The following is a 24,433-nucleotide window of genomic DNA, read 5'->3' as shown; positions in this document are numbered from 1 at the left end:
GCAAATATAAGAATAAGACAGATTGTCTGTTCTATGATGGTGTATAGGCTGCATCGGCAGCCAAACAGTGTAACCTTTGTTGGCATATGCCATGAAAAATATACTAAAAAAGTCTTTTGTATAGTTGAACAAACAAAAAGCCATGTCCTTTATTGATGATTGGAGAGGGGAACATTTGTCGGCAAAGGGTTTGCGTTTATTGCTACGTAGCCGGGTCGAAGGTTTTTTGACAGGCGAGCATTTGGCTGTGCGCTTGCATGAAGGGGTAGAGTTCGAGCAATTGAAGCCTTACCAGCCCGGGGACGACACCCGAAAGATAGATTGGCGTGTGTTTCTTCGAAACAGAAAGTTATGGGTAAGGCAGTCGCCCCTTTCATTGAATACGGTCGTGCACTGCGCTTTAGATGTCTCTGCCTCTATGCTCTATAAAGAAGAAGGGCGTTCGAAATGGGCATATGCCCAATTGCTGGCGGCAGCCATAGGCTACATTGCTTTGCAGCAGGGCGACACACTCAAAGTGTGGGGATGTGTGGAAGACCGGATGCAGCAGAACATGCCTCTGTTTGAGGTAGAACGGCTGTTGAAACAATTGGAAAGCATGCAGCCGGGAGGCAAACAGCTGCCCGAAATTGCCACATCTGCCGGGCTTAGCAAAGGGCGACATTTGTGGATGTTTTTTACCGACCTTTACGACTCGCCCCGGCGCTGGGTAGCATCATGGAAACGCCTGCGTGCATTAGGACATGAAGTGCATTGTTGGCATATCATGGGGCAAAAAGAGATAACTTGTAGCTGGAAGGGCATGCTTGCATTCAAAAGTTTGGAGACGGCTAAGGTGAAGAAAGTAAACGTAGAAAGCTACCGCAAGACCTATCTTCGCAAGATGGAAGCATTTTTAAACGAAGCGCGGCAGGAGTGTTTGCATGCCGGTGTGCATTATCACAGGGTACTGCTGCAAGAATCGCTGCATAGTGTACTGTGGCGCGAGTTGGTAGGATAGACTGCCGGCACGAACACGAAATATAACAAGGGCGGTATCTTCTGAAGATGCCGCCCTTGCTTTGTTTAGCCTACCGGGAGACTTACTTTATCTTTTGGCTCACTTGTTCTACTTTGGCTTTGTTTACTTGTTTTTCAGCTTGCTGTGTAGCTTTGGCATTGTCCATGGCAATGTAGGGAGCAATTACCAGTGCTACTACTGACATGAGCTTCAGCAAGATGTTCAACGAAGGACCAGAAGTATCTTTGAAGGGGTCGCCCACGGTGTCGCCTACTACTGCGGCTTTGTGAGGGTCAGAGCCTTTGTAAAAAATTTCTTTTTTACCGTTTACTTCTATTTCCACGCCTTTTTCAAACATTTTTTTGGCGTTGTCCCAAGCACCGCCAGCATTCGACTGGAAGATAGCCATCAGCACACCCGATACAGTAACGCCTGCCAGTAAGCCGCCCAGCATTTCAGCACCACCCAAGAAACCAACCAGCACAGGGGTAACTACGGCAATGATACCGGGTAGTACCATCTCACGCAAAGCGGCTTGGGTAGAAATCTCTACACAACGCCCGTATTCAGCTTTGCCGTCAGCAGCTTCAAATGTTTTACGGTCTGCATCAGACCACTGCTTCATGTCTTTGCCTTCGTTTTTGCGCATCACCTCCAAAGCAGCCTTCAGGGCAGGAATTTCTTTGAACTGGCGGCGCACCTCTTGAATCATCGACTGTGCGGCACGTCCTACGGCGTCCATAGCCATAGAAGAGAAGAGGAAAGGCAGCATACCGCCAATAAACATCCCTGCCATCACCACAGGCGAAGACACGTCAATGGCGGTAATGCCTGCCGTTACTTTGAATGCACTGAAGAGCGCCAGGGCAGTTAAGGCAGCCGAGCCTATGGCAAATCCTTTACCAATGGCGGCGGTGGTGTTACCCACAGCATCCAGTTTGTCGGTGCGCTCGCGCACTTCTTTTGGTAGTTCGCTCATTTCGGCAATACCACCGGCATTATCAGAGATGGGACCATAGGCATCTACTGCCAATTGAATACCTGTATTGGCAAGCATACCTACGGCAGCAATAGCGATGCCATACAAGCCGGCAAGCTGATAAGCACCAATGACGGCAGCAGAGATGACAATCAGAGGCAAAGCCGTAGACTGCATGCCCACACCCAAACCGGAAATGATGTTGGTAGCTACACCTGAAGCCGATTGTTGCACAATACGGCGCACGGGCGGCGTGTTGGTGCCAGTATAGAACTCGGTAATCAAGCCGATGAGCAAGCCGGCTGCCAAACCTATGATGGTTGCCCAGAATACACCCAAAGAAGTATAGGTTTTATTTTCGAACGTCCACTCAGCAGGCAGCATATAATCGATGATGAAATAAGAAGCTACCAGCATAATGATGGCAGAAGCAAATTCGCCAGTGTTGAGTGCTTTTTGCGGGTTGCCATCTTCTTTTACACGCACCAGATAAGACCCAATGATAGAGGCAATGATGCCAAAGCCGGCAAGCACCAAGGGTAACAATACAGCAGACAAGCCGCCGAAGTTGTCTTGCAAACCACGTTGCATGAAAGCTACCCCCAACACCATGCTACCGATGATGGAGCCTATGTAAGACTCGAACAGGTCGGCACCCATACCGGCTACGTCGCCCACGTTGTCGCCCACGTTGTCGGCAATGGTAGCGGGGTTGAGCGGGTGGTCTTCCGGAATGCCGGCTTCTACTTTACCTACTAAGTCGGCACCTACGTCGGCAGCTTTGGTATAAATACCGCCCCCTACACGTGCAAAGAGTGCAATAGAAGAAGCACCGAACGAAAAGCCTGTCAACACGTTGATAACTTTTTGAACGGAAGCAGGGTCGTTCACGCCCCACATTTTACTATATACTACAAACAAAATACCCAAGCCAAACAAGCCCAAACCTACTACGCCCAAGCCCATGACCGTGCCACCGGTGAAGGCTACTTTCAGGGCGCGACTCAAGCTGTTGCGGGCAGCATTGGTAGTGCGTACGTTGGCTTGTGTAGCTACACGCATGCCTATGAAGCCTGCCAGAGCCGAACAGATAGCACCAGTTACAAAAGAAAGGGCTATCAAAGCCGAAGAGCTCATCTCACGGGAACCGCTCCAGCCCAAGATGATAGCCACCAACAACACGAACAGAATCAAGATACGGTACTCGGCTTTCAGGAATGCCATGGCACCTTCTGCAATCTTTTGTGCGATGCTTTGCATGCGTTCATCGCCAGGGTCAGCCTTTTTTACTTCAACAGCTTTTAGCCAAGTGAAGAACAAAGCTACTGCGCCCAAGATAGGGACTAAGTAAATCAGTAAATCAATGCTCATAACGCTTTCGTTTTTATGTTGTTTTTTAGGTTGCTTACTTCGTGCAAATGCTTGCAAATATACTAATTTTGACCAAACGCAACTTGGTATTTTTCTAATACTACCTGCTAAGCCCTGCAAAGAAAAAGACTTCTAAACTTTAAAAAACAACTGTATGCCCAAAACCTTTGCCTTTCGAATAATCGAGTAGATACACACGAAACCTCTGCAGCAGGCTTTTGCCGTAGCCGGTCATGCTGCATTACCCTATCTTCTGCAAGATAGAAAATACCTCATGCTTTTGACCACGGAGTAGTTGTTTTTACAGCTTTGATGAGTTTGACATGAGCGACCACTACACCCGCCTCATGCCTCTGAGCTTGGCGTAGTCGGTAGCATTTGTCTTATATGAAAAACCAGCACCAGCATAGCGGCTGCTGAATACCAATAAAACCGATTATCGGGTAGTACCACAAGGCGAAAAACAGCATCATGGATAGCTTTTAACATCTTCGACGAGTCCATCATATGGGAAGCCCCCCTGAGTGAATCTGTTTGATTAACCGCCGTCGCTTTCGCAAGATGAATTACAAACCGTGCATCATAGAAGAAAACCTTACACTTCTTAGTGGTCTCATCCGCCATAGCAAGAGCGTAGCCGTTTGGAATGGACTACCACCACTTTGATTTTTTTGGAGGTGCTTCACTTTTTTTGAAAAAACTACTCTGAGTCTGGCTCTTCTTCTGGGATGTCCTCTTCAGGCAAGTCTTCTACTGGTACATCCTCGATAGGCACCTCGTCCAAGGGCACGGCTTCAATATCGGGTTGTTCTTCAGGCAGAATGGCTTCTTCGCCTTCTGCACGGAAGGCTTCTGGTCCGGGCATCTCTTTCACGAGGCGCAATTGTACGCGTCGGTTGCGTATGCGCCCAGACTCGGTGCTATTGTCTGCCACGGGGTTCAGGTCGCCCCAGCCGCGTATCAGCAGGCGGTTGGGCGAAATGCCGTTTTGCACGAGGTAGCTCCATACGGCAAGCGCGCGTGCTTCCGATATTTTGATATTGCCACGCCGGTCACCGGTATTACAAGTATAGCCGGCGATTTCGAGTTTCAGGTCGGGATTGGCACTTAGTATAGTTATGAGGCGGTCCAAAAACAAGCGGCTGCCGGGAGTCAACTCCGTTTCACCAAAATGAAAGAGAATACTGCGCAGCAGCAGGTTGTATTCGGTTTCTGCCAAGTTTACGTCTTCACGCTTGGCATATATCAGTTCGGCATCCAGGCGTAGGAAACGGGGCATTAGGTCTTTGAGGCTGTCGGGGAGTGGCTGTTCTGCCAGCAAAGCGTCGGGCTTTCGCACTATGCGTTTGATGGGGCGCTTTTTGTAACCGAAATCGCGCCGGATGCCTACTTGCACTTCCAGCGCGTTTTGTGGTACGCCTAATGCTTTTGCCGAAGGCATGCCGAAATCATAACTGAAGCTGAAAGCATAGCGCTGGTGTTCTAGTTGAATGCCCGCAGTTACCACACCGTTGGGGTTATACCACACGTTTACACCTAAGGTGGCTTCTCGGTAAAGCAGCGAATCTCTATCCCATTCTTGGTTGAAATGATAAAAGATACCCAAGCCTGCATTGAGCTGTGAAGCGCCATTGAACGCCATAATATAGCGCCCATTAGGGTGCAGTGAAACCGAATATTTTTCAATGGCTTTGAATGAAACATTGGCAACCAGCGTCATGGGCAGTTTATCGTCGCCGCCTACAAAAGAAGTATTGGGTTGGTTTATTTGCATCAGGGCAATCCCTGCCGACGCTATCGGACGGCGGAGGCTATCGTCCCAGCGCCACTGCACACCCAAATCGGCAGTTGGGAATAGCACTGCTGTGTTTTCTATGTTTTCACCATTGGGCAGGGTGGGGTCAAATCCACCGCCACTCCATTGACTTCCGGTCGTGAGGCTGTTGAGGTTCAATGCCCTTTGAAAAAAGCCGGCTTGCCCACCCACACTCAAATAATGATGCGTGCTGTCGGAAAGCTTCCATAAATACGAAAAGCCTATTTTCAAACCAGAAGTGCGCAACAGAGCGCCGGCGCCTGCTTGGTCGCTCAATATGGTGGCACCGATGCCCGCCCAGCGGTAGCCCAAAGTGTCTTCAAAGCGCTTGTACAAGGGGTAGGTAAGGCTAAACAGGGGAGTAGCAAAGGTAGTGCCACCGCCTACCGATTCACGCCGATAGAGTAAGCTTGCCGACATGACATCGGAAGTGGCAGGCAATGCCGGATTGGTGAGCAAGGGCGATTGCTGATACTGTGTAAAAAATACATTTTGAGCTTTAGTTATCTGAAAGCTGCCTATCATGAAAAAGCCAATCAGACTTAGAATAAAAAAACGCATCCTTGCCGGCATAAAAATGTATTTTTACCTACCCTAATCTTACAATGATAGCAAAAATTATGAAACTTTTAGGCTTCATACGAGAAAAAGGCAGCAAATGTTTATGCTGGAGGTTTTCCGAGAATAAAAATCGCTGGCTTTTTGTGTAAGTCGGGTGGGCTTTGCTTCCATTTTTTCACCGATTGAGTAAATACCCATTCATCGGCAGCAGTCAAGTTTACCCCAATACACAGCTGTAAATTCTCTTCCACTTGTTTGAGGATGGCATCCAGCAGCGCATTGTTGCGGTAGGGGGTTTCCATGAATATTTGTGCATTTCCTTGGCGGGCTGCCTGTTCTATTTCTCTTATTTTTCGGCTGCGCGCCTCTTTTTCTATGGGCAAATAGCCATGGAAACAAAAAGATTGACCATTCAAGCCCGAAGCCATGAGCGTCAAGAAGATAGAAGAGGCACCTGTCAGCGGGCGTACGGCTACCCCGTGGCGGTGAGCCCATGCCACAATTTGAGCACCGGGGTCAGCTACCGCGGGCAGACCAGCTTCTGAAATGATGCCGAAGTCAGTACCCGAAAGTAGTTTTTTCAGGGGAGCATCCAAGCTTTGGAAGTCGCTTCTTTTATGCCATTCATAAAGCTCAAGTGCCCCGATATCGACCCCTATTTTCAAAGCACTGATAAAACGACGGGCAGAACGCTCATTTTCTACAAAGAAACAACGTACACGGCGCAGCACTTCAACCACCTGTGGGGTAGTTACTGCCTGCTCACTGCCGCTTGCCAAAGCCGATGGAATCAAAAAGAGGGTGCCTGAGGTGTTAGTGCTCATAATGTGGCTTTATTTTTACGTATGCTGTATGGCAGAAACAAGTGCTTGGGGGAGGCTTTGCGGTTCATAATTCTGTAGGCTGATGTGTGCTTGTTCATAAAACGGACGGCGCTGCTCATAAAGCTCTTGTACGAACTTGCGTATTTCCTCTTCATTGCGACAATGCTGTAGCAGCGGGCGCTGCTCTTGACTGCCATGAAGACGTTGTATCAGCGTATCAACCGGGCAGTCCAAAAATATTACCAAGCCGTGCGCTTTCATGAATGCCATATTGTCGAAAAAACAGGGAGTGCCTCCACCCGTAGCTATGATGCGCTTATTGCCTTGGCTAATCAGGCGCAAGGTTTCTTTTTCTATCTCTCTGAAACGGCTTTCGCCTGCACTTTCGAACAAAGCCGGTATGCTTTGCCCGTGTAGCGACTCTATGAACACATCCATGTCGTAGAACTTATAGCCCAGCTGTCTTGCCCAGACCATACCACAGCTGGTCTTGCCTGCCCCAGGCATGCCTACTAAATAAACAATCATTTGATTCTCTGCCCTAAGCTTTTTATTTTTCCCAAAAATAGGAAAAAGCTGTGCAATCACTGAAAGAGCAAATAAAACAAAGAGCCGAAGCCCTCGCCGGCGAGTTGACAAGCATTCGCCGTCATTTGCATCAATACCCTGAGCTCTCTTTTCAAGAGCATGAAACTGCCCGCTATGTAGCGGAACGTTTGAGCCAGATAGGCATTCCCTTCGAAGCTGGTGTGGCAGGTACGGGCATTGTGGCGAAGATAGAGGGGAAAAACCCCAGCAAGAAAACCATAGCCCTACGTGCCGATATGGATGCTTTGCCCATAGAAGAAGCCAACGAGGTGCCTTATCGCTCGCAGAATCCGGGGGTGATGCATGCCTGCGGGCACGACGTGCACACCACCTGCTTGCTGGGAGCTGCTCGTTTGTTATACGAGACCAGAGACCAATGGGAAGGAACCATAAAACTGTTGTTTCAACCCGGTGAGGAACGCCTACCGGGGGGCGCTTCGCTTATGATAAAAGAAGGCGCGTTGGAAAATCCCCGTCCCGCAGCGGTCATTGGGCAGCATGTGATGCCTTTGCTGCCTGTGGGTAAGGTGGGCTTCCGCGAAGGCATGTATATGGCAAGCACCGATGAGCTCTATCTGCGCGTGATAGGCAAGGGGGGACACGGAGCTATGCCGGAACTAGGTATAGACCCCGTAACCATAGCGGCGCAAATCATCGTGGCACTACAGCAAGTCGTCAGTCGTCGCAGCAGTCCCAAGACGCCTACGGTGCTCAGCTTCGGAAAGGTCATAGCCAATGGTGCTACCAATGTAATTCCCAATGAGGTATATATCGAAGGCACCTTCCGCACTTTCGATGAGGCATGGCGTGCTCGGGCACACGAAATCATAGAACAAATGGCAATAGGTATTGCCGAAAGCATGGGGGGGCGCTGCGAGCTGGAGATACGGAAAGGCTATCCTTTCCTTTACAATGCTCCGGAGCTCACCCGCCGTGCCAAGCAGGCAGCCGTTGAATATTTGGGCGAAGAAAACGTGGTGGATTTGGATTTGTGGCTGGCAGCTGAGGACTTCGCTTATTACAGTCAGGTGGCAGAAGCTTGCTTCTACCGCTTGGGCACCCGCAACGAAGCGCGCGGCATTGTGTCGTCGGTGCATACCCCCACTTTCGACATAGACGAGGCAGCCTTGCCTATTGGTGCCGGCTTGATGGCTTGGCTGGCAGTCAGCGAGCTGCATACCTAATTCACAGACGCACAGCGCGAGTCATTTCGCGTTTGCCGGGTGCTCCCGGCAGGGCTTCTACTTGAAACCCTGTTGCTTTTAAAAGACGTTTGAAAGCCCCCTGGGCACAATATGTAACCACCACACTGCCGGGATGAGTCAGGGCATGCAGTTTTTGTACGCTTGCAGCATCCCAAAGTTCCGGTTGTGCAGAAGGTGCAAAAGCATCGTAATAAATGAGGTCGAAGGTATAGGATGCCCAGAACGCTTGCCACTGACAGCAGTGTTTCTTTACAATCATTTGCCTGCCCCATGAGAAAGCTTGTCCCCATGGGCTTTGATGTAATTCCATGAAGGCAGTTTGCCATACAGACAACTCAGGGGGGAGCGGATAGGCTGCTATGGTTTCAAGTGCTAAAGGGTATGCCTCTATGCCTTCATAGAAAAGGTGATGTTTTGGCAGACGGCTTTCTGTGGTGAGGCGGCTGAGCAAGGCATTGAGTCCTGAGCCAAAGCCCATTTCCAAAATTTTTATTTGCTTCTGTCGTTCTGCTACAAAAAAAAGACCTTGCTCGATAAACACATGCATGGACTCTTGCACGGCGCCGTGAGTAGAATGATAGGTAGCACCTATCAAGGGGTGGTGCAGGGTAAAGGAGCCGTCCCGGGTTTTGACCAAAGAAGCTTTGATAGAGTCTTCTTTCATGAAAAACGATATTTACTTAGAAACTTTTGAAAATGTTACTTTTGTATAAATCAAAAAAGAGAATTGAAAATAGTAAAATATGCTTTTATCTGAAAGGCTTGTGCGTCGGGTGGCTTTTCATCTGCGCGAAAAGATGGCTGAATTTCCTGAGTCAGAACTGGAACGCATTCAGAATGAACGCACCGAGGGCGACCTGAGCCCCGACGGTTGGATACGTGCCATTATAGACCGCGGCGAAGACCTACATCTTGCCATCGTGGTGCATGGCTACAGCAACGAGGAACTGCTGGCATACTTTTATGAAACAGACTCGCCCATTATCCTGTTTCGCTACTTGCCCAACGGTGAAGTAGTCCCTGTTATTTTGAGAAAAGAGGGTAAGGACACCGTTTTGGAGGAATATTTCGATGAAAGTAGAGACACATGGCGCGAGCGTAAGGTGGAAGAGCTGAACGACTACATCCGCTTTGAGGATCCGGTGGACCTGTCGCTCCATGACAAAATCATTGCCTTGACGGCTTTCCCCATGCCTTATGCCAGCAAGGAGTATGAGGAGCAGAAAGCCCTTACGCCTTTTCAACGCTTGCTTTCCTTGCTTAAGAGCGAGCGCCACATCTTGCTTTACATTTATGTATATGCCATCATTTCTGGCTTAATAGCCCTTTCTCTTCCTTTGGGAGTGCAGGCTACCTTCCGTTTGATTTCAAGTGGTAAAATACTTACCTCGGTGGTGGTGGTCATTGCTTTGGTGATTGTAGGCTTGGCAGCTTCAGGAGGTTTACAGCTTATGCAGTTGTGGCTTGTGGAGGTTCTTCAGCAGCGTGTATTTGCCAAAGCGGCTTTTGAATTTGCCTACCGCATACCCAAAATTCAGCCTTCTGTATTGAAAAAATACTATCCGCCAGAACTAATGAACCGCTTTTTTGACGTGGTCATTCTACAAAAAGAACTACCTAAATTATTGGTTGACCTTTCGGCGGCTGCCTTGCAGGTGATTTTGGGGTTATTGCTGCTCTCGCTTTATCATCCCTTCTTCTTGGGGTTAATCTTCTTTACCTTTGTTTTTATTGGCATACTGCTTTACTATACCTTCGACCGTGGGCTTTACACCTCTATCAAGGAGTCCACTTACAAATACAAAATTGCCCATTGGCTGGAAGAAATCGCCCGTACAGTGCATTCTTTCCGTTTGTCAACCAGTAGCCGTTTGCCGCTTTCTAAAATGGACGAGCTGGTAAACTACTATTTATATTATCGCAAGGAGCACTTCAAAGTGCTGGTAAACCAGTACCTTTTTGTTTTGATATTTAAAATCCTCATTGTAGGAGGGCTTTTGATATTGGGTTCTACCTTAGTAGTAGAGCGGCAAATCAGCTTGGGGCAGCTGGTGGCTTCTGAGGTAGTGATTATTCTGGTAGTCAATGCTATAGAAAAGTTAGTTCTGGGCTTGGCTACGGTATATGATGCTTTAACGGCTGTAGAAAAGATAGCTCAGGTAACTGACCTACCCTTAGAGAAGCGCCGGGGGGTATTAGTCGATTTCTACCGTTATCCCGAAGGCTTGGAGATTCACATGGAAGAGGTGCGGGCATCTTACAACTCCAGCAAGCGCATTTTGAAAGGCGTTACGCTGACGGCATTGCCGGGCGAAACGGTGTGTATTGCAGGACCTGAAGGCGCCGGCAAGCATACCCTCATGCGCGTACTTACGGGCTTTGTGGAATATGAAGGCTATATCTCGGTGAACGGCTTTTCTTTGAAAGATATTGACGTGGATATGTGGCGAGCAGTAGTGGAAAATAACTTCTCAGAAGACGAAGTGTTTGCTGGCACTATTTTGGAAAACATCGTGATGGGCAAGCCCAATGTGAAAATGAAAGATGTGTATGAAGCCATAGAAGTGATGGGCTTGGCAGATGTTATCGGGCGCTTGCCCAAGGGCATCCATACCGAAATACTGGCAGATGGGCGTCCACTTTCCATCAGCGAGCGGCACAAGCTCATCTTGGCACGTTGTATTGTATCAAAACCCAAATTGTTGATAATCATAGACCATTTTCAAGAGATGCAAAACTCTGAAAAAAAACGCATTTTGCAGTGGCTGACCCAGCCGCAGCACCCTTGGACCCTCTTCATGCTGTCCAACGACCCCGTTTTCTTGTCAATGGCAAAAAGAGTAGTGGTGCTCGAAAAGGGGAAAGTGGTGGCAGAGGGTGCTTATGAGGAGCTTATGAATGAGCGCCACTTCCGTGCATTTATGACTGAAAACGTCTAAGCTATGTTGAAAATATCCAAGGAAAGTATTGAAAACGAATACATCGAACGGCGGGTATATGCTTTTCGCCTGTTGCAAACCCCTCGTTCGGCGCGCAATTTTGCCAAAGTGTTGGTAGGCTTGTTTGCCTTTTCCCTTCTGGTGCTCTTTTTGCCTTGGACTCAGAATATCCCCGCAACAGGAATGGTTACGGCTTTTTACCCCCAAGATCGACCGCAAGAGGTACCTGCCGTCATTGGAGGGCGTATTCAACAGTGGTATGTGCAAGAAGGACAATTTGTGAATCAAGGCGATACGCTTGTGCGTATTGGAGAAATAAAATCGGAATATTTCGACCCCCAGCTTTTGGAACGTTTGCGCGAGCAGGTAGAAGCCAAAGAGGCTGCCATAGAAGCAACCAAAGCCAATATAGAAGCTTTAAAACAACGCTTGCCCGTCTTGCGTCAGGCGGCACGACTGAGTTTGCAGAAGGCAGAAAACAAAGTCAAGCAATACCGTTTGAAGGTCATCAGCGACAGCACCAACTACCAAGCCCAGTTGGTGGACTATCAATTGGCAGAAAACCAGTTGGCGCGTTATGATACCCTCTACCAAAAGGGACTTATTTCCCTGACCGATTACCAAAAGCGACAGTTGAAACTTCAGGAGTCAAAAGCCAAGTTGACGGCTGCTGAAAACTATTACCTTGCTTCGCAGCAAGAATACCTCAATGCCTTGATTGAACTGAGCTCGGTGCAGGCTGATTACAGGGAAAAAATACTCAAAGCCGAATCCGAACTGCGCAGCTACGAGTCTTACCTTGCCAATGCCCAATTGGAGTTGGCTACTTATAGAAACAAGTATGCCAGTACAGTCATACGCAACCAAAACTACTATATCTTGGCACCGCAAAGCGGCTATGTAATCAAAGCTTTAAAGCAGGGATTAGGCGAAATAATCAAAGAAGGGGATACTGTGGTGGAGATACAGCCTGCCCAGCCCCAGAAAGCAGTAGAACTGTATGTGAAAGCCATGGATGTGCCTTTGATTACGCCCGGGCGTGAAGTGCGTATTGAATTTGCCGGCTGGCCCGCCTTCCAATTCTCGGGATGGCCCAGCGTGAGTGTGGGCACTTTTGGTGGCAGGGTCAAAGTCATCGATTATGTAAGCCAGCCCGATGGCACTTATCGTATTTTGGCATTGCCCGACGCTACTCACGACCCCGAGTGGCCTGAACAGCTACGTATAGGCTCGGCAGTTCAGGCATTTATTCTGCTCGATGACGTGCCCGTATGGTATGAAATATGGCGTCAGCTCAATGGCTTCCCGCCCAGCTTGAAAGAAGCCCCCAGCGCGTCTGATGGTAAAAACAAAGAAGAAAAAAAGAAGTAAGCCTGTGAAGCGAAAAAAACAATTGCTTTTTTGGGTATTGAAATTTTTAACGGTGGCTGCCTATGCCCAAGAAGACAGCACCAAGCGCCTTAAGCTGCAGGATGTATTGCAGTGGGTGGCTGCCTATCATCCTGTGATGAAGCAAGCCGACCTCAACTTAGAACAAGGGCGTTTTGCTCTGCGTCAGGGACGCGGCAATTTCGACCCTCAACTGAAAGGCACTTGGGATGAAAAAAACTTCAAGAACAAGCAGTATTACCAATACATCAACAGCTATGTGTCGGTGCCATTGTGGATTGGCGAACTGAAAGCTGGCTATGAGCAAAATCAAGGTTTGTACATAAACCCAGACCGCACCGTGCCCGAAGAGGGTTTGTGGTATGCTGGTATAACAGTGCCTTTGGGTTATGGCTTGTTTATGGACGAGCGCCGCAATGCCCTGCGGCAAGGACAGTTGATGCAGGAAATGGCAGCCGCCGAGCGCCTCAAAGCTATCAACAAGCTGTATTATCAAGTGGTAAAAGACTACTGGAACTGGTATTTTGCCTACAAAAAAAAGGAGGCTTTGCAGCGAGCATACGATTTGGTGAATGCACGTTATGAGTTTACGCTCGAAAAGGTAAAAATGGGAGAGGAGGCGCCTATCGACTCTCTGGAGGCTGGCATTAACCGTCAAGACCGCTTGGTTATGTTGTTGGAAGCCGAAGCGGAGCTTACCCAAGCCCGCCTGGCGCTGTCGGCACACTTATGGACCGACGATGCCACCCCCGTTGAGTTGAATGATGATGTGATTCCCGAAGAGCCAAGCAGTGCAGCAGAGCGGTCTTTTCAAGAGCTTTATCCTCTGGAGACCCTCAAGCAGCACTTGGAAACACAGCACCCTGAGCTGCAAAAGCTGCGCCTCAAATACCAAAGCTTGGACTTTGAGCGCCGTCTTTATACCGAAAAGATGAAGCCCAAAATCAATCTAAACTATAATTTTCTTTCGGCACAGCCCGTGAAGAGCGGCGAGTGGAATAGTGTTTACCTGCAAAACAACTATAAATTTGGGTTAGAATTTGCCTTCCCTCTTTTTATGCGTGAAGCCGGAGGAAAGCGCCAGCAGGTAAGGGTAAAGCAGCTGCAAAACGAACAAGAGCAAATGTATTTGTTGCGTACGCTTAACAACGACTTAGAAGCTGCCTATCGTGCACTTTTACTTACCGGGCAAAACTTGCACAACCTTCGCACTATGGTACAAAACTACCGTGCCTTGCGAGATGGAGAATACGCCAAGTTTGTGGCGGGCGAGAGCTACGTATTTTTGGTAAACAAACGGGAAGAAAAGCTGCTGGACGCCGAAATTAAGTTAGCCAAAATGCAAGCCAATTACGAAAAACTAAAAGCAGAAGTGCTGTGGTTGAGTGGCTTGTCTTTATGGGACCTGCCCTGAACCCTAACAAGCTGTTTTGAACACCGGCAAAATCATATAATAAGATTGCCGGCTATGCGTTATACTTCTGATAATGAGAATCAGAGAAAACTATGCGACTTTTACCGAAGGCATCTGTTGTGCTGTTGATAGCAGGGTTTTGCCTCTTTGCTTTTTGGGCATATGCCCAAGTGCTTCCTCGACGCCCTTTTATTGGTTTGGATTTACGTTGGAGCTCTGAAGAAGAACTGTTGGTGGTGGAGCGTGTCCATCGTGGAAGCGCTGCCGAAAGAGCCGACTTGCAGCCCGGCGACCGCCTGTTAAGCCTCGATGAAGTGCCTTTGCAAAGCTATGGACAACTGCTTGAAATGATAAGCAAGCACCGAAAGCCCGGCGACAAAATAAGACTTACTATACAACGCAACGGACAGACCTTAGTCAAAAAGTTGCGCTTGGGGGAATACCCCAGAGAGCATGCTGCCGATTTCGATATAGACTATCGCGAGGTGTTTACCCCTGAGGGGCGCTTGCGTTGCATTGTAACCATCCCACGCGTACCCAAGCCCGTGCCTACGGTCTTTTTTATTCAAGGAATTGCCTGTCAAAGCATCGATAACCCCTTCGACACCGAACGGGCTTCTACCCAGCTGCTTTATGAGCTGACCCGCCGTGGCATGGCTACCGTGCGGGTAGAAAAGTTCGGTATTGGCGACAGCGAAGGTCCCAATTGCATGGAAGTGGACTTCAACACCGAGCGCCGTGCTTTTTTACTGGCACTGCAGCAGCTTAAAAAATATGATTTCGTGGACAGCACTCAAGTGATTCTGTTGGGGCATAGTGTAGGAGGAATCATTGCCGTGCAAATCGCCAATAAAGAAACCGTGAAAGGCATTGTAGTGTATGGAACTATTGGGCGTCGTTGGACCGACTATCTGCTGGAGTCGCGTCGTCGCCTGTCGATGATGCGCGGAAAAGCCGAAGCCGAAATGGATGAGTATTTGACAGGTATCAACCGCTGCAATGTGCAATATTTCATGCTGCATCAGCCCAAAGAGGAAGTAGCTGCTACCAATCCCGCTTATGAGCGTTATTTACGTTTGTTCGATATACGCAGCGATAACTATTGGTTTCAGCTGCAGGAAGTAAACGTGCCTGACGAATGGAGCCATTACGACAGCTTTGTATTGAGCTTGTGGGGAGAGTTCGACATGGCTTCACTCGAGGAAGACCATCGTATGATAGCCCATATTGTTGAAAAGAGGAATCCGGGCAAGGCTGTTTTTATGCGTGTACCGCAGGCTGACCACGGCATGCGTTGGGCTACTTCACATCGCGAAGTGGTGGCGCCTTACAACCCCCTTATTGGGTATATCGTGGCGCAGTGGATTCAAAGCATCATCCAAAACCCTTGGCAGTCTGAATAAAATAACTGGGAAGCTTGTGGTTTGAACCCATCAAATCACATGGATAGCGCCTGCCACTTTAAGCAGCGCGAAGTGTAGTGAGCAATCTCACATCCACACTTTCAAAAACAACAAAAAAACAAATGGAACTTCTCTCTTGCGCTTGAAATAAAAGAAGATGCTGAAAGGATAATGTCTTTCTTATTTTTAGCTTACACTCTCAAACAAGTAAAAAAGCGGTTGCACTCGGTCAACCGCTTTTTTGTATATGACATGAGTACTTGCCTGTTTAGAAAGAAATCAAGTCTTTTTTCAGGTTCAGTGTGCCCTTCTTTTTGGCTTTACGCAGCGCTTCTTCAATACCAATGCGGTTGATGATGCGCAAGGCGTGCGTCGATACCTTCATTTCAATCCAACGGTCTTCGGAAGGCAAATAAAAGCGTTTCTTTTGCAAATTGGGATAGAAACGACGTTTGGTTTTATTGTTAGCGTGCGATACGTGGTTCCCCACACGCGGACGCTTCCCTGTTAATTGACAAATCCTTGCCATGACAAATTATCTTTAAGGTGATACATAAACTCGTTTAGGGGGGCAAATATAAAGCCTTTTCCGATGCCGCGCAAATATGCCACGCAAACTCAGGCAATTGCCAGCTTTTTGCCACAAAAAAGGCTCCTTTTTGGAGCCTTTTTTGTGAGTGCCGAAGGCGGGACTCGAACCCGCACGGTGTTGCCACCACACGCCCCTGAAACGTGCGCGTCTACCAATTCCGCCACTTCGGCAGCAGCGTCTTTGCAGACGCAAATATAAAAAGCTTTTTGGAATTACTCAGTTTTTTTATCCGATTTTTTTTGCTTGTCGGATTTATCTGCCTGTTTTTCTTGGTTTTTATATTCTTCGTTGAGCAGCTTCACCACCTCGTCGGTTACATCCAATGAGGGGTCTCCATACCACACCGTAACCCCCGGCTTGTAGCCCAAAATCAGTTTATAACCTTTTTCCTTAGCATAGCGCTGCATGAAGTCTTCCAAGTTCTTGTTGAGCTTTTCTGCCATCTTGAATTCCTCTTCCAGATATTGGTTTTCGAGGGTTTGCTTGTATTGTGCCAAATTTTGCTGACGCTCAATAAGCGACTGCTCGGTGGCTTTGGCTTGCTGTAGTGTCATGCTGTTGGCTTTTTGCTGGAAGTCGGCAATGTCGCGCTCTAGGCTGCTTACGCGGCTGTTGAGGTCTTGTTCAAACGACTTGCGTTTTTTTTCCAGTTCTTTCTGTGCGTCTTTGTAAAAGGCATATTTGGCAAGCAAGCTGTCGGAGTTTACGTACACAATGTCGGGTAAGGCTTCTGTTTTTTGTGCGCTTACTTCGGCTTGGACACTTTGGGCTTGCTCATCGGCTTTTTCGCTTTGTTTTTGACATGACCCGAAGAAAAATAGGGAGAGAGCCAAGGGTAGTAAAAGTTTTTTCATCGTTTCCGGATTTTAAAAGATGAATGCTTTTGTTTTTGAAATGATTGCAAATATAAGCAAACTTTGCTGGCAGACAAGACTCGCTATCTTCTTGTTAAATGCTGGAATATTTCTATTTTTGGCAGCAAAAAATTGAAGAACAATGAGTTTTATCGACCACGTACATGCCCGCCAGATATTGGACTCCCGTGGCAACCCCACGGTCGAAGTAGATGTCATCACCGAAGATGGTTTTATTGGTCGTGCTGCTGTGCCTTCGGGCGCTTCTACTGGCAAATACGAAGCCGTAGAGTTGCGCGACGGCGACAGCACGCGATATTTAGGCAAGGGGGTGCTGAAAGCCGTGGAAAACGTAAACGAAATCATAGCGCCCGAACTGATTGGCATCTCGGTGTATGAGCAAAAGATGATAGACCATTTGTTGTTGGAAATGGATAGCACCCCCAATAAATCGAAACTGGGTGCCAATGCTATTTTAGGCGTTTCTTTGGCAGTAGCCAAAGCCGCCGCTGCCGCTTTGCATTTGCCTCTGTATCGTTATGTGGGTGGAGTACACGCAGCTACCTTGCCGGTGCCTATGATGAATATCTTGAATGGGGGAGCGCATGCAGATAACGGTATTGATTTCCAAGAGTTCATGATTATGCCTGTGAATGCCCCTTCTTTTAGCGAAGCGCTGCGTATGGGCACTGAGGTGTTCCATCACCTCAAGAATGTATTGAAAGCCAAAGGGCTTTCGACCAATGTGGGCGATGAAGGTGGCTTTGCCCCTAACCTTAAATCGAATACAGAAGCTATAGAAGTGGTGCTTCAGGCAATAGAAAAAGCAGGTTACCGCCCCGGAGAAGATGTCTTCATCGCTTTGGATGCCGCCAGCTCGGAATTTTACGACGAAGAAGCGAAGGTCTATCGCTTCAAAAAGTCAAGTGGCGAGGAGCTGACAGCCGCCGAAATGGTGGATTTCTGGAAAGAGTGGATAAACAAGTATCCGATTCTTTCTATTGAAGATGGTATGGCAGAGGATGACTGGAACGGGTGGCAAGCGCTTACGGCAGCCGTAGGCAATAAAGTGCAGTTGGTGGGTGATGACCTCTTCGTTACCAATGTAGAGCGTGTGCGTGAAGGTATAGAAAAGCAGGTGGCAAATGCCGTATTGATTAAAGTAAACCAAATAGGTACGCTTACCGAAACCATCGATACTATTGAATTGGCAAAACGCCACCGTTACAAAAATGTGATGTCGCATCGTTCGGGTGAAACCGAAGACAGCACCATTGCCGACTTAGCAGTGGCTTTGAATACCGGACAAATCAAGACAGGTTCGGCGTCACGCTCTGACCGTATGGCGAAGTACAACCAATTGCTGCGTATTGAGGAAGAATTGGGCAGCGCCGCTTACTATCCCGGTAAAAACTTTTAAGGCAGAGAGTAGCGCAGATGATGTAAAAATATAAGAGTGGGGCGCCCGCTTTGCGGGCGCCCCACATCATTGATTACTACACGATATTTGTTTATCTTCTTTTCTTCTTTTTGTTGCCTTTCAGCATGCGACGTAGGCGCCCGCCATCGCTACCTTCCATTTGATTCATCTTTTTAATCATCTTTTGCATCTGCTCAAACTGCTTGAGCAGGTTGTTTACTTCTTGTACGCTGCGCCCGCTGCCTTTGGCAATGCGTTGCTTGCGGCTGGCTGCTGTGCGGTGGGTGAGCAACAAGGCAGGATTTTCGCGCTCTTGGGGCGTCATAGATTGTATGATGGCTTCTATAGGCACGAAAGCGTCATCGTCTATGTCAAGGTCTTTGACCATTTTACCCACACCCGGCAACATGCTCAGCAAATCTTTGACATTCCCCATCTTTTTGATTTGCTGGATTTGTGAATAAAAGTCTTGGAAATCAAATTGATTTTGGCGGAGCTTTTTGTTGATGCGTTCGGCTTCTTTTTCGTCGAAAATCTGCTGGGCTCGCTCTACCAACGACACCACATCGCCCATGCCTAAAATGCGGCTTGCCATACGGTCGGGATGGAACACATCCAAGTCGCCCACTTTTTCGCCCGTACCTATGAATTTGATGGGGCGGTCAACTACGGCACGAATCGAAAGGGCAGCACCACCGCGCGCGTCGCCGTCGAGCTTGGTGAGCACCACGCCGTCGTACTGAATGCGGTCGTAGAATGCCTTGGCAGTATTGACCGCATCCTGCCCGGTCATGGCATCTACTACAAAGAGGGTTTCGGAAGGCTGCAGCGTCTCTTTCAGGCGGCTGATTTCGTCCATCATCTCTTCATCTACTGCCAAGCGACCAGCAGTATCGACAATCACCACCTGATATTTGTTCTGTTTGGCATACTCTACAGCATGTTGGGCTATTTCCACCGGGTTTTTATTTTCCGGCTCGCTATATACTTCAATGTCGAGTTGCTGCCCCAACGTTTTAAGCTGCTCTATAGCAGCCGGACGATAAACGTCGCAGGCAACCAACAAAACGCGTTTGTTTTGCTTTTTGAGATAATGGGCAAGCTTGGCTGAGAAAGTGGTTTTACCCGAACCTTGTAAACCTGCCATCAGCACGATTGCCGGGTTGCCGCTCAGGTTGATGTCTTGTTTGGTGCCGCCCATGAGCTGGGTAAGCTCGTCATATACTATCTTAACGAGCATTTGCCCGGGCTCTACGGCAATCTGTATCTTTTGTCCTAAGGCTTTTTCTTTGACACTGTCGGTAAAATCTTTGGCTACCTTGTAGTTGACGTCGGCATCTAAGAGTGCGCGACGTATCTCTTTTATGGTGTTGGCTACGTTTACCTCAGTAATACGGTTAGAGCCTTTTAGGGTGCGTATGGCACCTTCTAATTTCTCACTTAAATTTTCAAACATAGAGTTTTTCGGTTTTCAGAACACCTTTTGACTTATCACTTACTTTAAAACAATGCCCACTTTTTTGAGGGCTGCCTTCACGCTGTTTTTTAGACGTTCCTTGACAGGGGTTACCAGCTTCTTTACGGTGCTGTCTTGGGGGCGGGCTTTAAATATGGTGTCGTGGTAGGGCACGGCGTCGGCGCGCTCGGTAGTATAAAAATAGGCATATACCGACTTGCGCGACATGCCCTCTGGCACTTGTATGCGTGAATAGCCGTGGTAGGATATTTCGCTGGTTTCAAAGATAACGGCTCGATTGAATGCCGGCGGTACTTTCTTCACGCATTCGGTTACTTCGGCATTCCACAGTTCCAAATCACCGCCGTAGTGAGGTTCCCAATGGCGGTTCATATAGATGAGCAGGTTCAAACGGCGATGCACATCTTTTTCGGGGTGTATGTTGAAGTCGATATGGACATCCAAGAAGCTGCCGTTGTCGCCTTCATGCAGCCCCACGCCCAAATGGTCGTTGGTAATGAACACGTCTTGGATGCCGGTAACACGGCTTACCCATGCATAGAACTCTGGCGACATGAGCGCTTCGCGCAGGCGGCTGAAATCGGGATGAAAGTCTTCAAAATTAGCCCCTTCAGCTTTTCGTTCGTTGATGCCGTCGTAGTGCTTGCGCAGCACTTTGGTAGGGGGGAAGTGCTCATATAATTTCTCTGCAAAGTCCGTTTGCAGGAAGTTGTCAATGACTATATGGCGATAAGGTTGAGCTGTATTGAACTCATTTTGCAGTTGTGCGATGGTGTGCTCTTCAAACAAACGAGGGTTGAAAAGCGCAATGCTGGCTTGTGGATTCATATTTATGTCTTATTTTTCAATAGCTTTGGTGCAAAAATACGTTTTTCCATTAACAGTTGAAATACAAAACACTGAGCCATGAAGCAAAAGCAAAATCGTGTTTTCTTTTTTGGAATCTTGCTCATCTTGACAGCCATCCTTGCCTATTCGCTTTTAGACCAGCGCAAAGAAGAAGATATGATACAGAAAATCGAGAAGTTTCGACGTGAAAAAGACGAAGCCTTCAAGTACCGCGACGACTCACCCATAGAAAACCGAGAAGCATTCACCCATTTGAATTACTTTCCCCCAAAAACTCAATACCGTATAAAAGCTCGTTGGGTGCCCATTGATGAAAACGAAGCCGACTTTTTGGTGCAAATGACCGACAGTACCTTCGACCGCTTGCGTTCGGTTGCATATGCTTATTTCGAGTATGAGGGAAAAGAATATCGGCTGCTGCTGTTCGAAAAAGAAGGAAATGCCAGCTACTGGTTTCTGCCCTTCAAAGATGCATCGAACGGAAAGGAAACCTATGAGGGAGGGCGCTACCTCGACGTGGAAAAACCCAAAGGCAATACCTTGATACTGGACTTTAACTTTGCCTACAATCCTTATTGTGCCTACAGCCCAGACTATAGCTGCCCCATACCGCCAGCGCAAAACCACCTGGATTTTGCTATCTTGGCTGGAGAAAAGAAATTCGCTGCCGACAGCAGCAGCACTTCAAAGCCCTAAGTTTATGCAGTTTCGTGATATTGTTGCTTTGATTCGCCAACTTTTAGGCGACCATTTCCTGCAAGAAGTTCATGAAGAGGCAATACAGCCTTATGTGAAGGTTGCACCGGTGCACTTGCCCGCACTTGCCCGCTTGCTTTATGAGCACGAGCAGTTGTATTTCGATTATCTGGCTTGTGTAACCGGTATTGACAATGGACCAGAGGTCGGCACTATGGAAGTGCTGTATCATTTGTTTTCCATCCCTTATGAACATGCTTTAGTGGTAAAGGTAGAGGTGCCGCGTAATGCCGAAGACGAGCCATTGCCGCAGGTGCCCACCGTCAGCGACATATGGCGCACAGCCGACTGGCACGAGCGTGAAATTTACGACCTTTTGGGCATTCGCTTTACAGGGCACCCAGACCTGCGCCGTATCTTGCTGCCTGCCGACTGGCAGGGGCATCCGCTGCGCAAAGACTATCAAACACAAGACACTTATCATGGCATTAAGGTGAGGGCAGAAAGCCCACCTGAAGACCCATTTCAAGCTTGATTTTTACCAGAGCCCGTAAAAAATTTGTACTTTACCCTTTTCAACAAACCAAATACTTGTCTGTTATGAAATACGAACGCATCGATAAACGGCTGTTTATAGAGAACCGCCGTCGTTTGGCGGAGCGCCTGCTTCCCAATTCCATAGCTGTTTTCAATTCCAACGATATCATGCCTACCAGTGCCGATGGCACCATGCCTTTTAAACAAAATGCTGATTTGTTTTATCTGACGGGCGTGGACCAAGAAGAAACCATCTTGCTGCTTTATCCAGATGCTAAAGAAGCAAAATATCGTGAGATTCTGTTTGTGCGGGAAACCAACGAACACATCGCCATCTGGGAAGGACACAAGCTCACCAAAGAAGAAGCCACAGAGGTTTCGGGTATCCGCACGGTCCTGTGGACTTCTGAATTTGAAAAGGTATTTAACACGCTCATGGGGGATGCCGAGCATTTGTATTTGAATACCAACGAGCATCCGCGCGCCGAGGTAGTCGTAGAAACGCGCGATGCCCGCTTTATCAAGTGGTGCCAAGCGCGCTACCCTTTGCACAGCTATCGCCGCTTGGCGCCCATTATGCGCGACTTGCGGGCAGTGAAGTCTGACATCGAAATTGCCCTAATTCAGAAAGCTTGTAAAATCACGGAAGCCGGCTTCCGCCGTGTGCTTCGCTTTGTGAAGCCGGGCGTCAAGGAGTATGAAATAGAAGCTGAATATGCGCATGAGTTCCTGCGTCATGGTTCGCGGGGATTTGCTTATACCCCTATCATTGCGTCGGGTGCCAATGCCTGCGTGTTGCACTACATAGCCAACGACCAAGTCTGCCAAGACGGCGACCTCTTGCTGATGGATGTGGGCGCAGAGTATGCCAATTATGCCTCGGATATGACCCGTACCATCCCTGTGAATGGGCGCTTCACGCCGCGGCAGCGACAAGTCTATGACGCGGTGTTGCGGGTGATGCGTGGCGCTATGGACATGCTACGCCCCGGCAATACGCTCGATGAATATCATGCTGCTGTGGGCGAGTTGATGACCAAAGAGCTCGTGGATTTGGGCTTATTGACTATGGACGAAGTGAAAAACCAAAATCCCGAATTCCCTGCTTACAAGAAATACTTTATGCACGGCACCTCGCACCATCTGGGATTGGATGTACACGATGTGGGCGACAAGTACCGCAAATTTGAGCCGGGCATGGTGTTTACCTGTGAGCCGGGCATCTATATACGCGAAGAGGGGCTGGGCATCCGCTTAGAAAATGACGTGGTCATCACAGAAAATGGCTTGCTTGACTTGATGGCTGATATCCCCTTGGAAGCCGAAGAAATAGAAGAAATCATGAATGCTTCGGTCAAAGCATAGAAGCTGATAAACGCCACAGAGAAGCGGCACACAGTGTAAATGTGCCGCTTTTTTTGTTCATGAAAAGAAAAGCCAAACTAAAAATAGATGGGGCTTTGTCCCTTCGGACTTTCTTTACCATTTCGAACGTTAGGGGAAGAGTCTTCGGCTTTGTTTGCTTGGCTTGATTGAAATTGCGCACTCGCTTCGCTTGTTCGAGATGACAATCTGCGTGAGGTCGAAACGATGACCGGTAGGGGCACGGTTTTGCCTTGGCGTCTATCTTTGAGCGGCAATTCCAAGCGCAGGGTGCTCTACAACAAAAAAAGCCGCCTCACTTGGAGGCAGCTTTGTAGGCAATTCAGTTCTTGCTTCCTGATAGATTATTTCCCCAAAGGAATGGCATAACCTACAGTGAGGGCGATGTTACGGTTTTTATCGAAGTTGTCGCTGTCGCCACTGGGCAAGGTGTTAGACAAGCCCAAGCCATAACGGGCATCTAATACCAGCTTGCCTGGACCTATTTCCAAGCCGTAACCCAAACCAAAGCACAAACCGAAGTCAGTGGGTTTTACGTCGTCTTCTATCTGATCGATTCCGATATTCAAGTTAGATTCTACTGAAGTGCCATTTCTTTTTTCTTTTTCTTTAGCGCTCAAAGCAATGCCCAAATAAGGACCAGCACCCAAGTAGAAACCACCGAAGTGGGCACGCGCCATCACCGGGATTTCCAAGTAGTTGAGAGTGCGAGAAGTAGTAGTTCCACCTGATTTCTGTTTTCTACCTTTTTGGACATAGAGCAACTCAGGCTGCACAGAGAACTGTTCAGATATGCTGATGGGAGCAGCTACACCAAAGGTAAAGCCGGTTTTCATGTTGAAGTTTTCCGATTCACCATCAGTCTTGCTTGCGGTATTTGCCAAAGAAACACCGGCTTTGGGCATGATAGAGATTTGTGCTTGCGCGCCAAAGAACAAAACTCCGGCTGCGAGGGTCAAAAGTAATTTTTTCATGGTTCTGATGAATTTTAAGTGAAACATGACACTTGCGCTCATGAACGAACGCATGCAGCATCATAACAAAGTGCGTGCCAAGATAGGGTGGAATTTTATGATAGAATCGGAGTTTTTGGGTAGTTGTTCTATTTTATTTTGTGGTTTTCATAGAAAAAGGAC

General features: G+C 48.1%; 20 protein-coding genes and 1 tRNA gene. 10 read left to right on the top strand and 11 right to left on the bottom strand.

Annotated elements, in window-relative coordinates:
• Nucleotides 1-142 precede the first annotated feature (142 nt).
• Nucleotides 143-1,000 (top strand): DUF58 domain-containing protein, encoded by an 858-nt coding sequence (locus tag FHS56_RS07895; protein WP_166919450.1) that lies wholly within the window; start codon nucleotides 143-145, stop codon nucleotides 998-1,000.
• Between the two features lie 82 nt (nucleotides 1,001-1,082).
• Here FHS56_RS07895 and FHS56_RS07890 read toward each other — a convergent pair whose 3' ends face one another.
• The 4 genes from FHS56_RS07890 to FHS56_RS07875 form a co-directional block, all read right to left on the bottom strand.
• Nucleotides 1,083-3,350, bottom strand: a complete 2,268-nt coding sequence (locus FHS56_RS07890; RefSeq protein WP_166919448.1) for a sodium-translocating pyrophosphatase — start codon at nucleotides 3,348-3,350, stop codon at nucleotides 1,083-1,085.
• A gap of 700 nt (nucleotides 3,351-4,050) precedes the next feature.
• Nucleotides 4,051-5,739 carry a PorP/SprF family type IX secretion system membrane protein gene (locus FHS56_RS07885; RefSeq protein WP_166919446.1) on the bottom strand — a complete coding sequence of 563 codons (1,689 nt, stop codon included), beginning with the start codon at nucleotides 5,737-5,739 and terminating at the stop codon, nucleotides 4,051-4,053.
• Nucleotides 5,740-5,828: 89 nt separating this feature from the next.
• Nucleotides 5,829-6,551: an SAM-dependent methyltransferase gene (locus FHS56_RS07880; RefSeq protein ID WP_166919444.1), complete on the bottom strand. Its 723-nt coding sequence runs from the start codon at nucleotides 6,549-6,551 to the stop codon at nucleotides 5,829-5,831.
• Nucleotides 6,552-6,566: 15 nt separating this feature from the next.
• Complete coding sequence (locus tag FHS56_RS07875; protein ID WP_166919443.1) at nucleotides 6,567-7,079, bottom strand: shikimate kinase; 513 nt, start codon at nucleotides 7,077-7,079, stop codon at nucleotides 6,567-6,569.
• Between the two features lie 59 nt (nucleotides 7,080-7,138).
• On the opposite strand from FHS56_RS07875, the gene FHS56_RS07870 reads away from it, so the two are divergent.
• Complete coding sequence (locus FHS56_RS07870) at nucleotides 7,139-8,323, top strand: M20 metallopeptidase family protein (RefSeq protein ID WP_166920200.1); 1,185 nt, start codon at nucleotides 7,139-7,141, stop codon at nucleotides 8,321-8,323.
• A 1-nt stretch (nucleotide 8,324) separates the two neighbouring features.
• On the opposite strand, the gene mnmD is transcribed toward FHS56_RS07870, so the two are convergent.
• On the bottom strand, nucleotides 8,325-9,008 hold the full coding sequence (gene mnmD, locus FHS56_RS07865; RefSeq protein WP_166919441.1) for a tRNA (5-methylaminomethyl-2-thiouridine)(34)-methyltransferase MnmD: 684 nt from the start codon (nucleotides 9,006-9,008) through the stop codon (nucleotides 8,325-8,327).
• Between the two features lie 79 nt (nucleotides 9,009-9,087).
• On the opposite strand from mnmD, the gene FHS56_RS07860 reads away from it, so the two are divergent.
• The 4 genes from FHS56_RS07860 (at nucleotide 9,088) to FHS56_RS07845 (ending at nucleotide 15,489) form a co-directional block, all read left to right on the top strand.
• A complete protein-coding gene (locus FHS56_RS07860) occupies nucleotides 9,088-11,283 on the top strand; it encodes a peptidase domain-containing ABC transporter (protein ID WP_166919439.1) in 2,196 nt (731 codons plus the stop codon).
• A gap of 3 nt (nucleotides 11,284-11,286) precedes the next feature.
• Nucleotides 11,287-12,654 (top strand): HlyD family secretion protein, encoded by a 1,368-nt coding sequence (locus tag FHS56_RS07855; RefSeq protein WP_166919437.1) that lies wholly within the window; start codon nucleotides 11,287-11,289, stop codon nucleotides 12,652-12,654.
• 4 nt (nucleotides 12,655-12,658) lie between these two features.
• On the top strand, nucleotides 12,659-14,086 hold the full coding sequence (locus tag FHS56_RS07850; RefSeq protein WP_166919435.1) for a TolC family protein: 1,428 nt from the start codon (nucleotides 12,659-12,661) through the stop codon (nucleotides 14,084-14,086).
• Nucleotides 14,087-14,178: 92 nt separating this feature from the next.
• A complete protein-coding gene (locus FHS56_RS07845) occupies nucleotides 14,179-15,489 on the top strand; it encodes an alpha/beta fold hydrolase (protein ID WP_166919433.1) in 1,311 nt (436 codons plus the stop codon).
• A 268-nt stretch (nucleotides 15,490-15,757) separates the two neighbouring features.
• On the opposite strand, the gene rpmB is transcribed toward FHS56_RS07845, so the two are convergent.
• The 3 genes from rpmB to FHS56_RS07830 form a co-directional block, all read right to left on the bottom strand.
• Nucleotides 15,758-16,018 (bottom strand): 50S ribosomal protein L28, encoded by a 261-nt coding sequence (gene rpmB, locus FHS56_RS07840; protein ID WP_166919431.1) that lies wholly within the window; start codon nucleotides 16,016-16,018, stop codon nucleotides 15,758-15,760.
• Between the two features lie 149 nt (nucleotides 16,019-16,167).
• Nucleotides 16,168-16,251, bottom strand: a tRNA-Leu gene (locus FHS56_RS07835).
• 42 nt (nucleotides 16,252-16,293) lie between these two features.
• A complete protein-coding gene (locus tag FHS56_RS07830; RefSeq protein WP_166919429.1) occupies nucleotides 16,294-16,935 on the bottom strand; it encodes an OmpH family outer membrane protein in 642 nt (213 codons plus the stop codon).
• Between the two features lie 142 nt (nucleotides 16,936-17,077).
• On the opposite strand from FHS56_RS07830, the gene eno reads away from it, so the two are divergent.
• Nucleotides 17,078-18,355 carry a phosphopyruvate hydratase gene (gene eno / locus FHS56_RS07825; protein ID WP_166919427.1) on the top strand — a complete coding sequence of 426 codons (1,278 nt, stop codon included), beginning with the start codon at nucleotides 17,078-17,080 and terminating at the stop codon, nucleotides 18,353-18,355.
• Nucleotides 18,356-18,446: 91 nt separating this feature from the next.
• Here the strand turns inward: eno and ffh are convergent, their stop codons facing one another.
• The gene (gene ffh, locus FHS56_RS07820) at nucleotides 18,447-19,811 is read right to left on the bottom strand and encodes a signal recognition particle protein (protein WP_166919425.1); all 1,365 of its coding nucleotides are present in this window, start codon (nucleotides 19,809-19,811) and stop codon (nucleotides 18,447-18,449) included.
• A gap of 39 nt (nucleotides 19,812-19,850) precedes the next feature.
• Nucleotides 19,851-20,660 carry a 2OG-Fe(II) oxygenase gene (locus FHS56_RS07815; protein ID WP_166919423.1) on the bottom strand — a complete coding sequence of 270 codons (810 nt, stop codon included), beginning with the start codon at nucleotides 20,658-20,660 and terminating at the stop codon, nucleotides 19,851-19,853.
• 78 nt (nucleotides 20,661-20,738) lie between these two features.
• Here FHS56_RS07815 and FHS56_RS07810 point away from each other — a divergent pair, with 78 nt between their 5' ends.
• The 3 genes from FHS56_RS07810 (at nucleotide 20,739) to FHS56_RS07800 (ending at nucleotide 23,279) form a co-directional block, all read left to right on the top strand.
• Nucleotides 20,739-21,377: a DUF1684 domain-containing protein gene (locus FHS56_RS07810; RefSeq protein WP_166919421.1), complete on the top strand. Its 639-nt coding sequence runs from the start codon at nucleotides 20,739-20,741 to the stop codon at nucleotides 21,375-21,377.
• Between the two features lie 4 nt (nucleotides 21,378-21,381).
• Complete coding sequence (locus FHS56_RS07805; RefSeq protein ID WP_166919419.1) at nucleotides 21,382-21,912, top strand: NADH-quinone oxidoreductase subunit C; 531 nt, start codon at nucleotides 21,382-21,384, stop codon at nucleotides 21,910-21,912.
• A gap of 65 nt (nucleotides 21,913-21,977) precedes the next feature.
• On the top strand, nucleotides 21,978-23,279 hold the full coding sequence (locus FHS56_RS07800; RefSeq protein WP_166919417.1) for an aminopeptidase P family protein: 1,302 nt from the start codon (nucleotides 21,978-21,980) through the stop codon (nucleotides 23,277-23,279).
• Nucleotides 23,280-23,641: 362 nt separating this feature from the next.
• Here the strand turns inward: FHS56_RS07800 and FHS56_RS07795 are convergent, their stop codons facing one another.
• Nucleotides 23,642-24,271, bottom strand: coding sequence for a porin family protein (locus FHS56_RS07795; RefSeq protein ID WP_166919415.1), 630 nt, complete (start codon nucleotides 24,269-24,271; stop codon nucleotides 23,642-23,644).
• Nucleotides 24,272-24,433 lie beyond the last annotated feature (162 nt).

It is taken from the genome of Thermonema lapsum (assembly GCF_011761635.1).
Classification (GTDB): Bacteria; Bacteroidota; Bacteroidia; order Cytophagales; family Thermonemataceae; genus Thermonema; species Thermonema lapsum.
The sequence above is the reverse complement of the archived record's forward strand: the minus strand, read 5'-3'. Positions and strand labels throughout refer to the sequence as shown.

Coding starts and splice junctions, on each gene's coding strand:
- FHS56_RS07895 (WP_166919450.1), top strand. CDS start 143: ATGTCCTTTATTGATGATTGGAGAGGGGAACATTTGTCGGCAAAGGGT.
- FHS56_RS07890 (WP_166919448.1), bottom strand. CDS start 3,350: ATGAGCATTGATTTACTGATTTACTTAGTCCCTATCTTGGGCGCAGTA.
- FHS56_RS07885 (WP_166919446.1), bottom strand. CDS start 5,739: ATGCCGGCAAGGATGCGTTTTTTTATTCTAAGTCTGATTGGCTTTTTC.
- FHS56_RS07880 (WP_166919444.1), bottom strand. CDS start 6,551: ATGAGCACTAACACCTCAGGCACCCTCTTTTTGATTCCATCGGCTTTG.
- FHS56_RS07875 (WP_166919443.1), bottom strand. CDS start 7,079: ATGATTGTTTATTTAGTAGGCATGCCTGGGGCAGGCAAGACCAGCTGT.
- mnmD (WP_166919441.1), bottom strand. CDS start 9,008: ATGAAAGAAGACTCTATCAAAGCTTCTTTGGTCAAAACCCGGGACGGC.
- FHS56_RS07860 (WP_166919439.1), top strand. CDS start 9,088: ATGCTTTTATCTGAAAGGCTTGTGCGTCGGGTGGCTTTTCATCTGCGC.
- FHS56_RS07855 (WP_166919437.1), top strand. CDS start 11,287: ATGTTGAAAATATCCAAGGAAAGTATTGAAAACGAATACATCGAACGG.
- FHS56_RS07845 (WP_166919433.1), top strand. CDS start 14,179: ATGCGACTTTTACCGAAGGCATCTGTTGTGCTGTTGATAGCAGGGTTT.
- rpmB (WP_166919431.1), bottom strand. CDS start 16,018: ATGGCAAGGATTTGTCAATTAACAGGGAAGCGTCCGCGTGTGGGGAAC.
- FHS56_RS07830 (WP_166919429.1), bottom strand. CDS start 16,935: ATGAAAAAACTTTTACTACCCTTGGCTCTCTCCCTATTTTTCTTCGGG.
- eno (WP_166919427.1), top strand. CDS start 17,078: ATGAGTTTTATCGACCACGTACATGCCCGCCAGATATTGGACTCCCGT.
- ffh (WP_166919425.1), bottom strand. CDS start 19,811: ATGTTTGAAAATTTAAGTGAGAAATTAGAAGGTGCCATACGCACCCTA.
- FHS56_RS07815 (WP_166919423.1), bottom strand. CDS start 20,660: ATGAATCCACAAGCCAGCATTGCGCTTTTCAACCCTCGTTTGTTTGAA.
- FHS56_RS07810 (WP_166919421.1), top strand. CDS start 20,739: ATGAAGCAAAAGCAAAATCGTGTTTTCTTTTTTGGAATCTTGCTCATC.
- FHS56_RS07805 (WP_166919419.1), top strand. CDS start 21,382: ATGCAGTTTCGTGATATTGTTGCTTTGATTCGCCAACTTTTAGGCGAC.
- FHS56_RS07800 (WP_166919417.1), top strand. CDS start 21,978: ATGAAATACGAACGCATCGATAAACGGCTGTTTATAGAGAACCGCCGT.
- FHS56_RS07795 (WP_166919415.1), bottom strand. CDS start 24,271: ATGAAAAAATTACTTTTGACCCTCGCAGCCGGAGTTTTGTTCTTTGGC.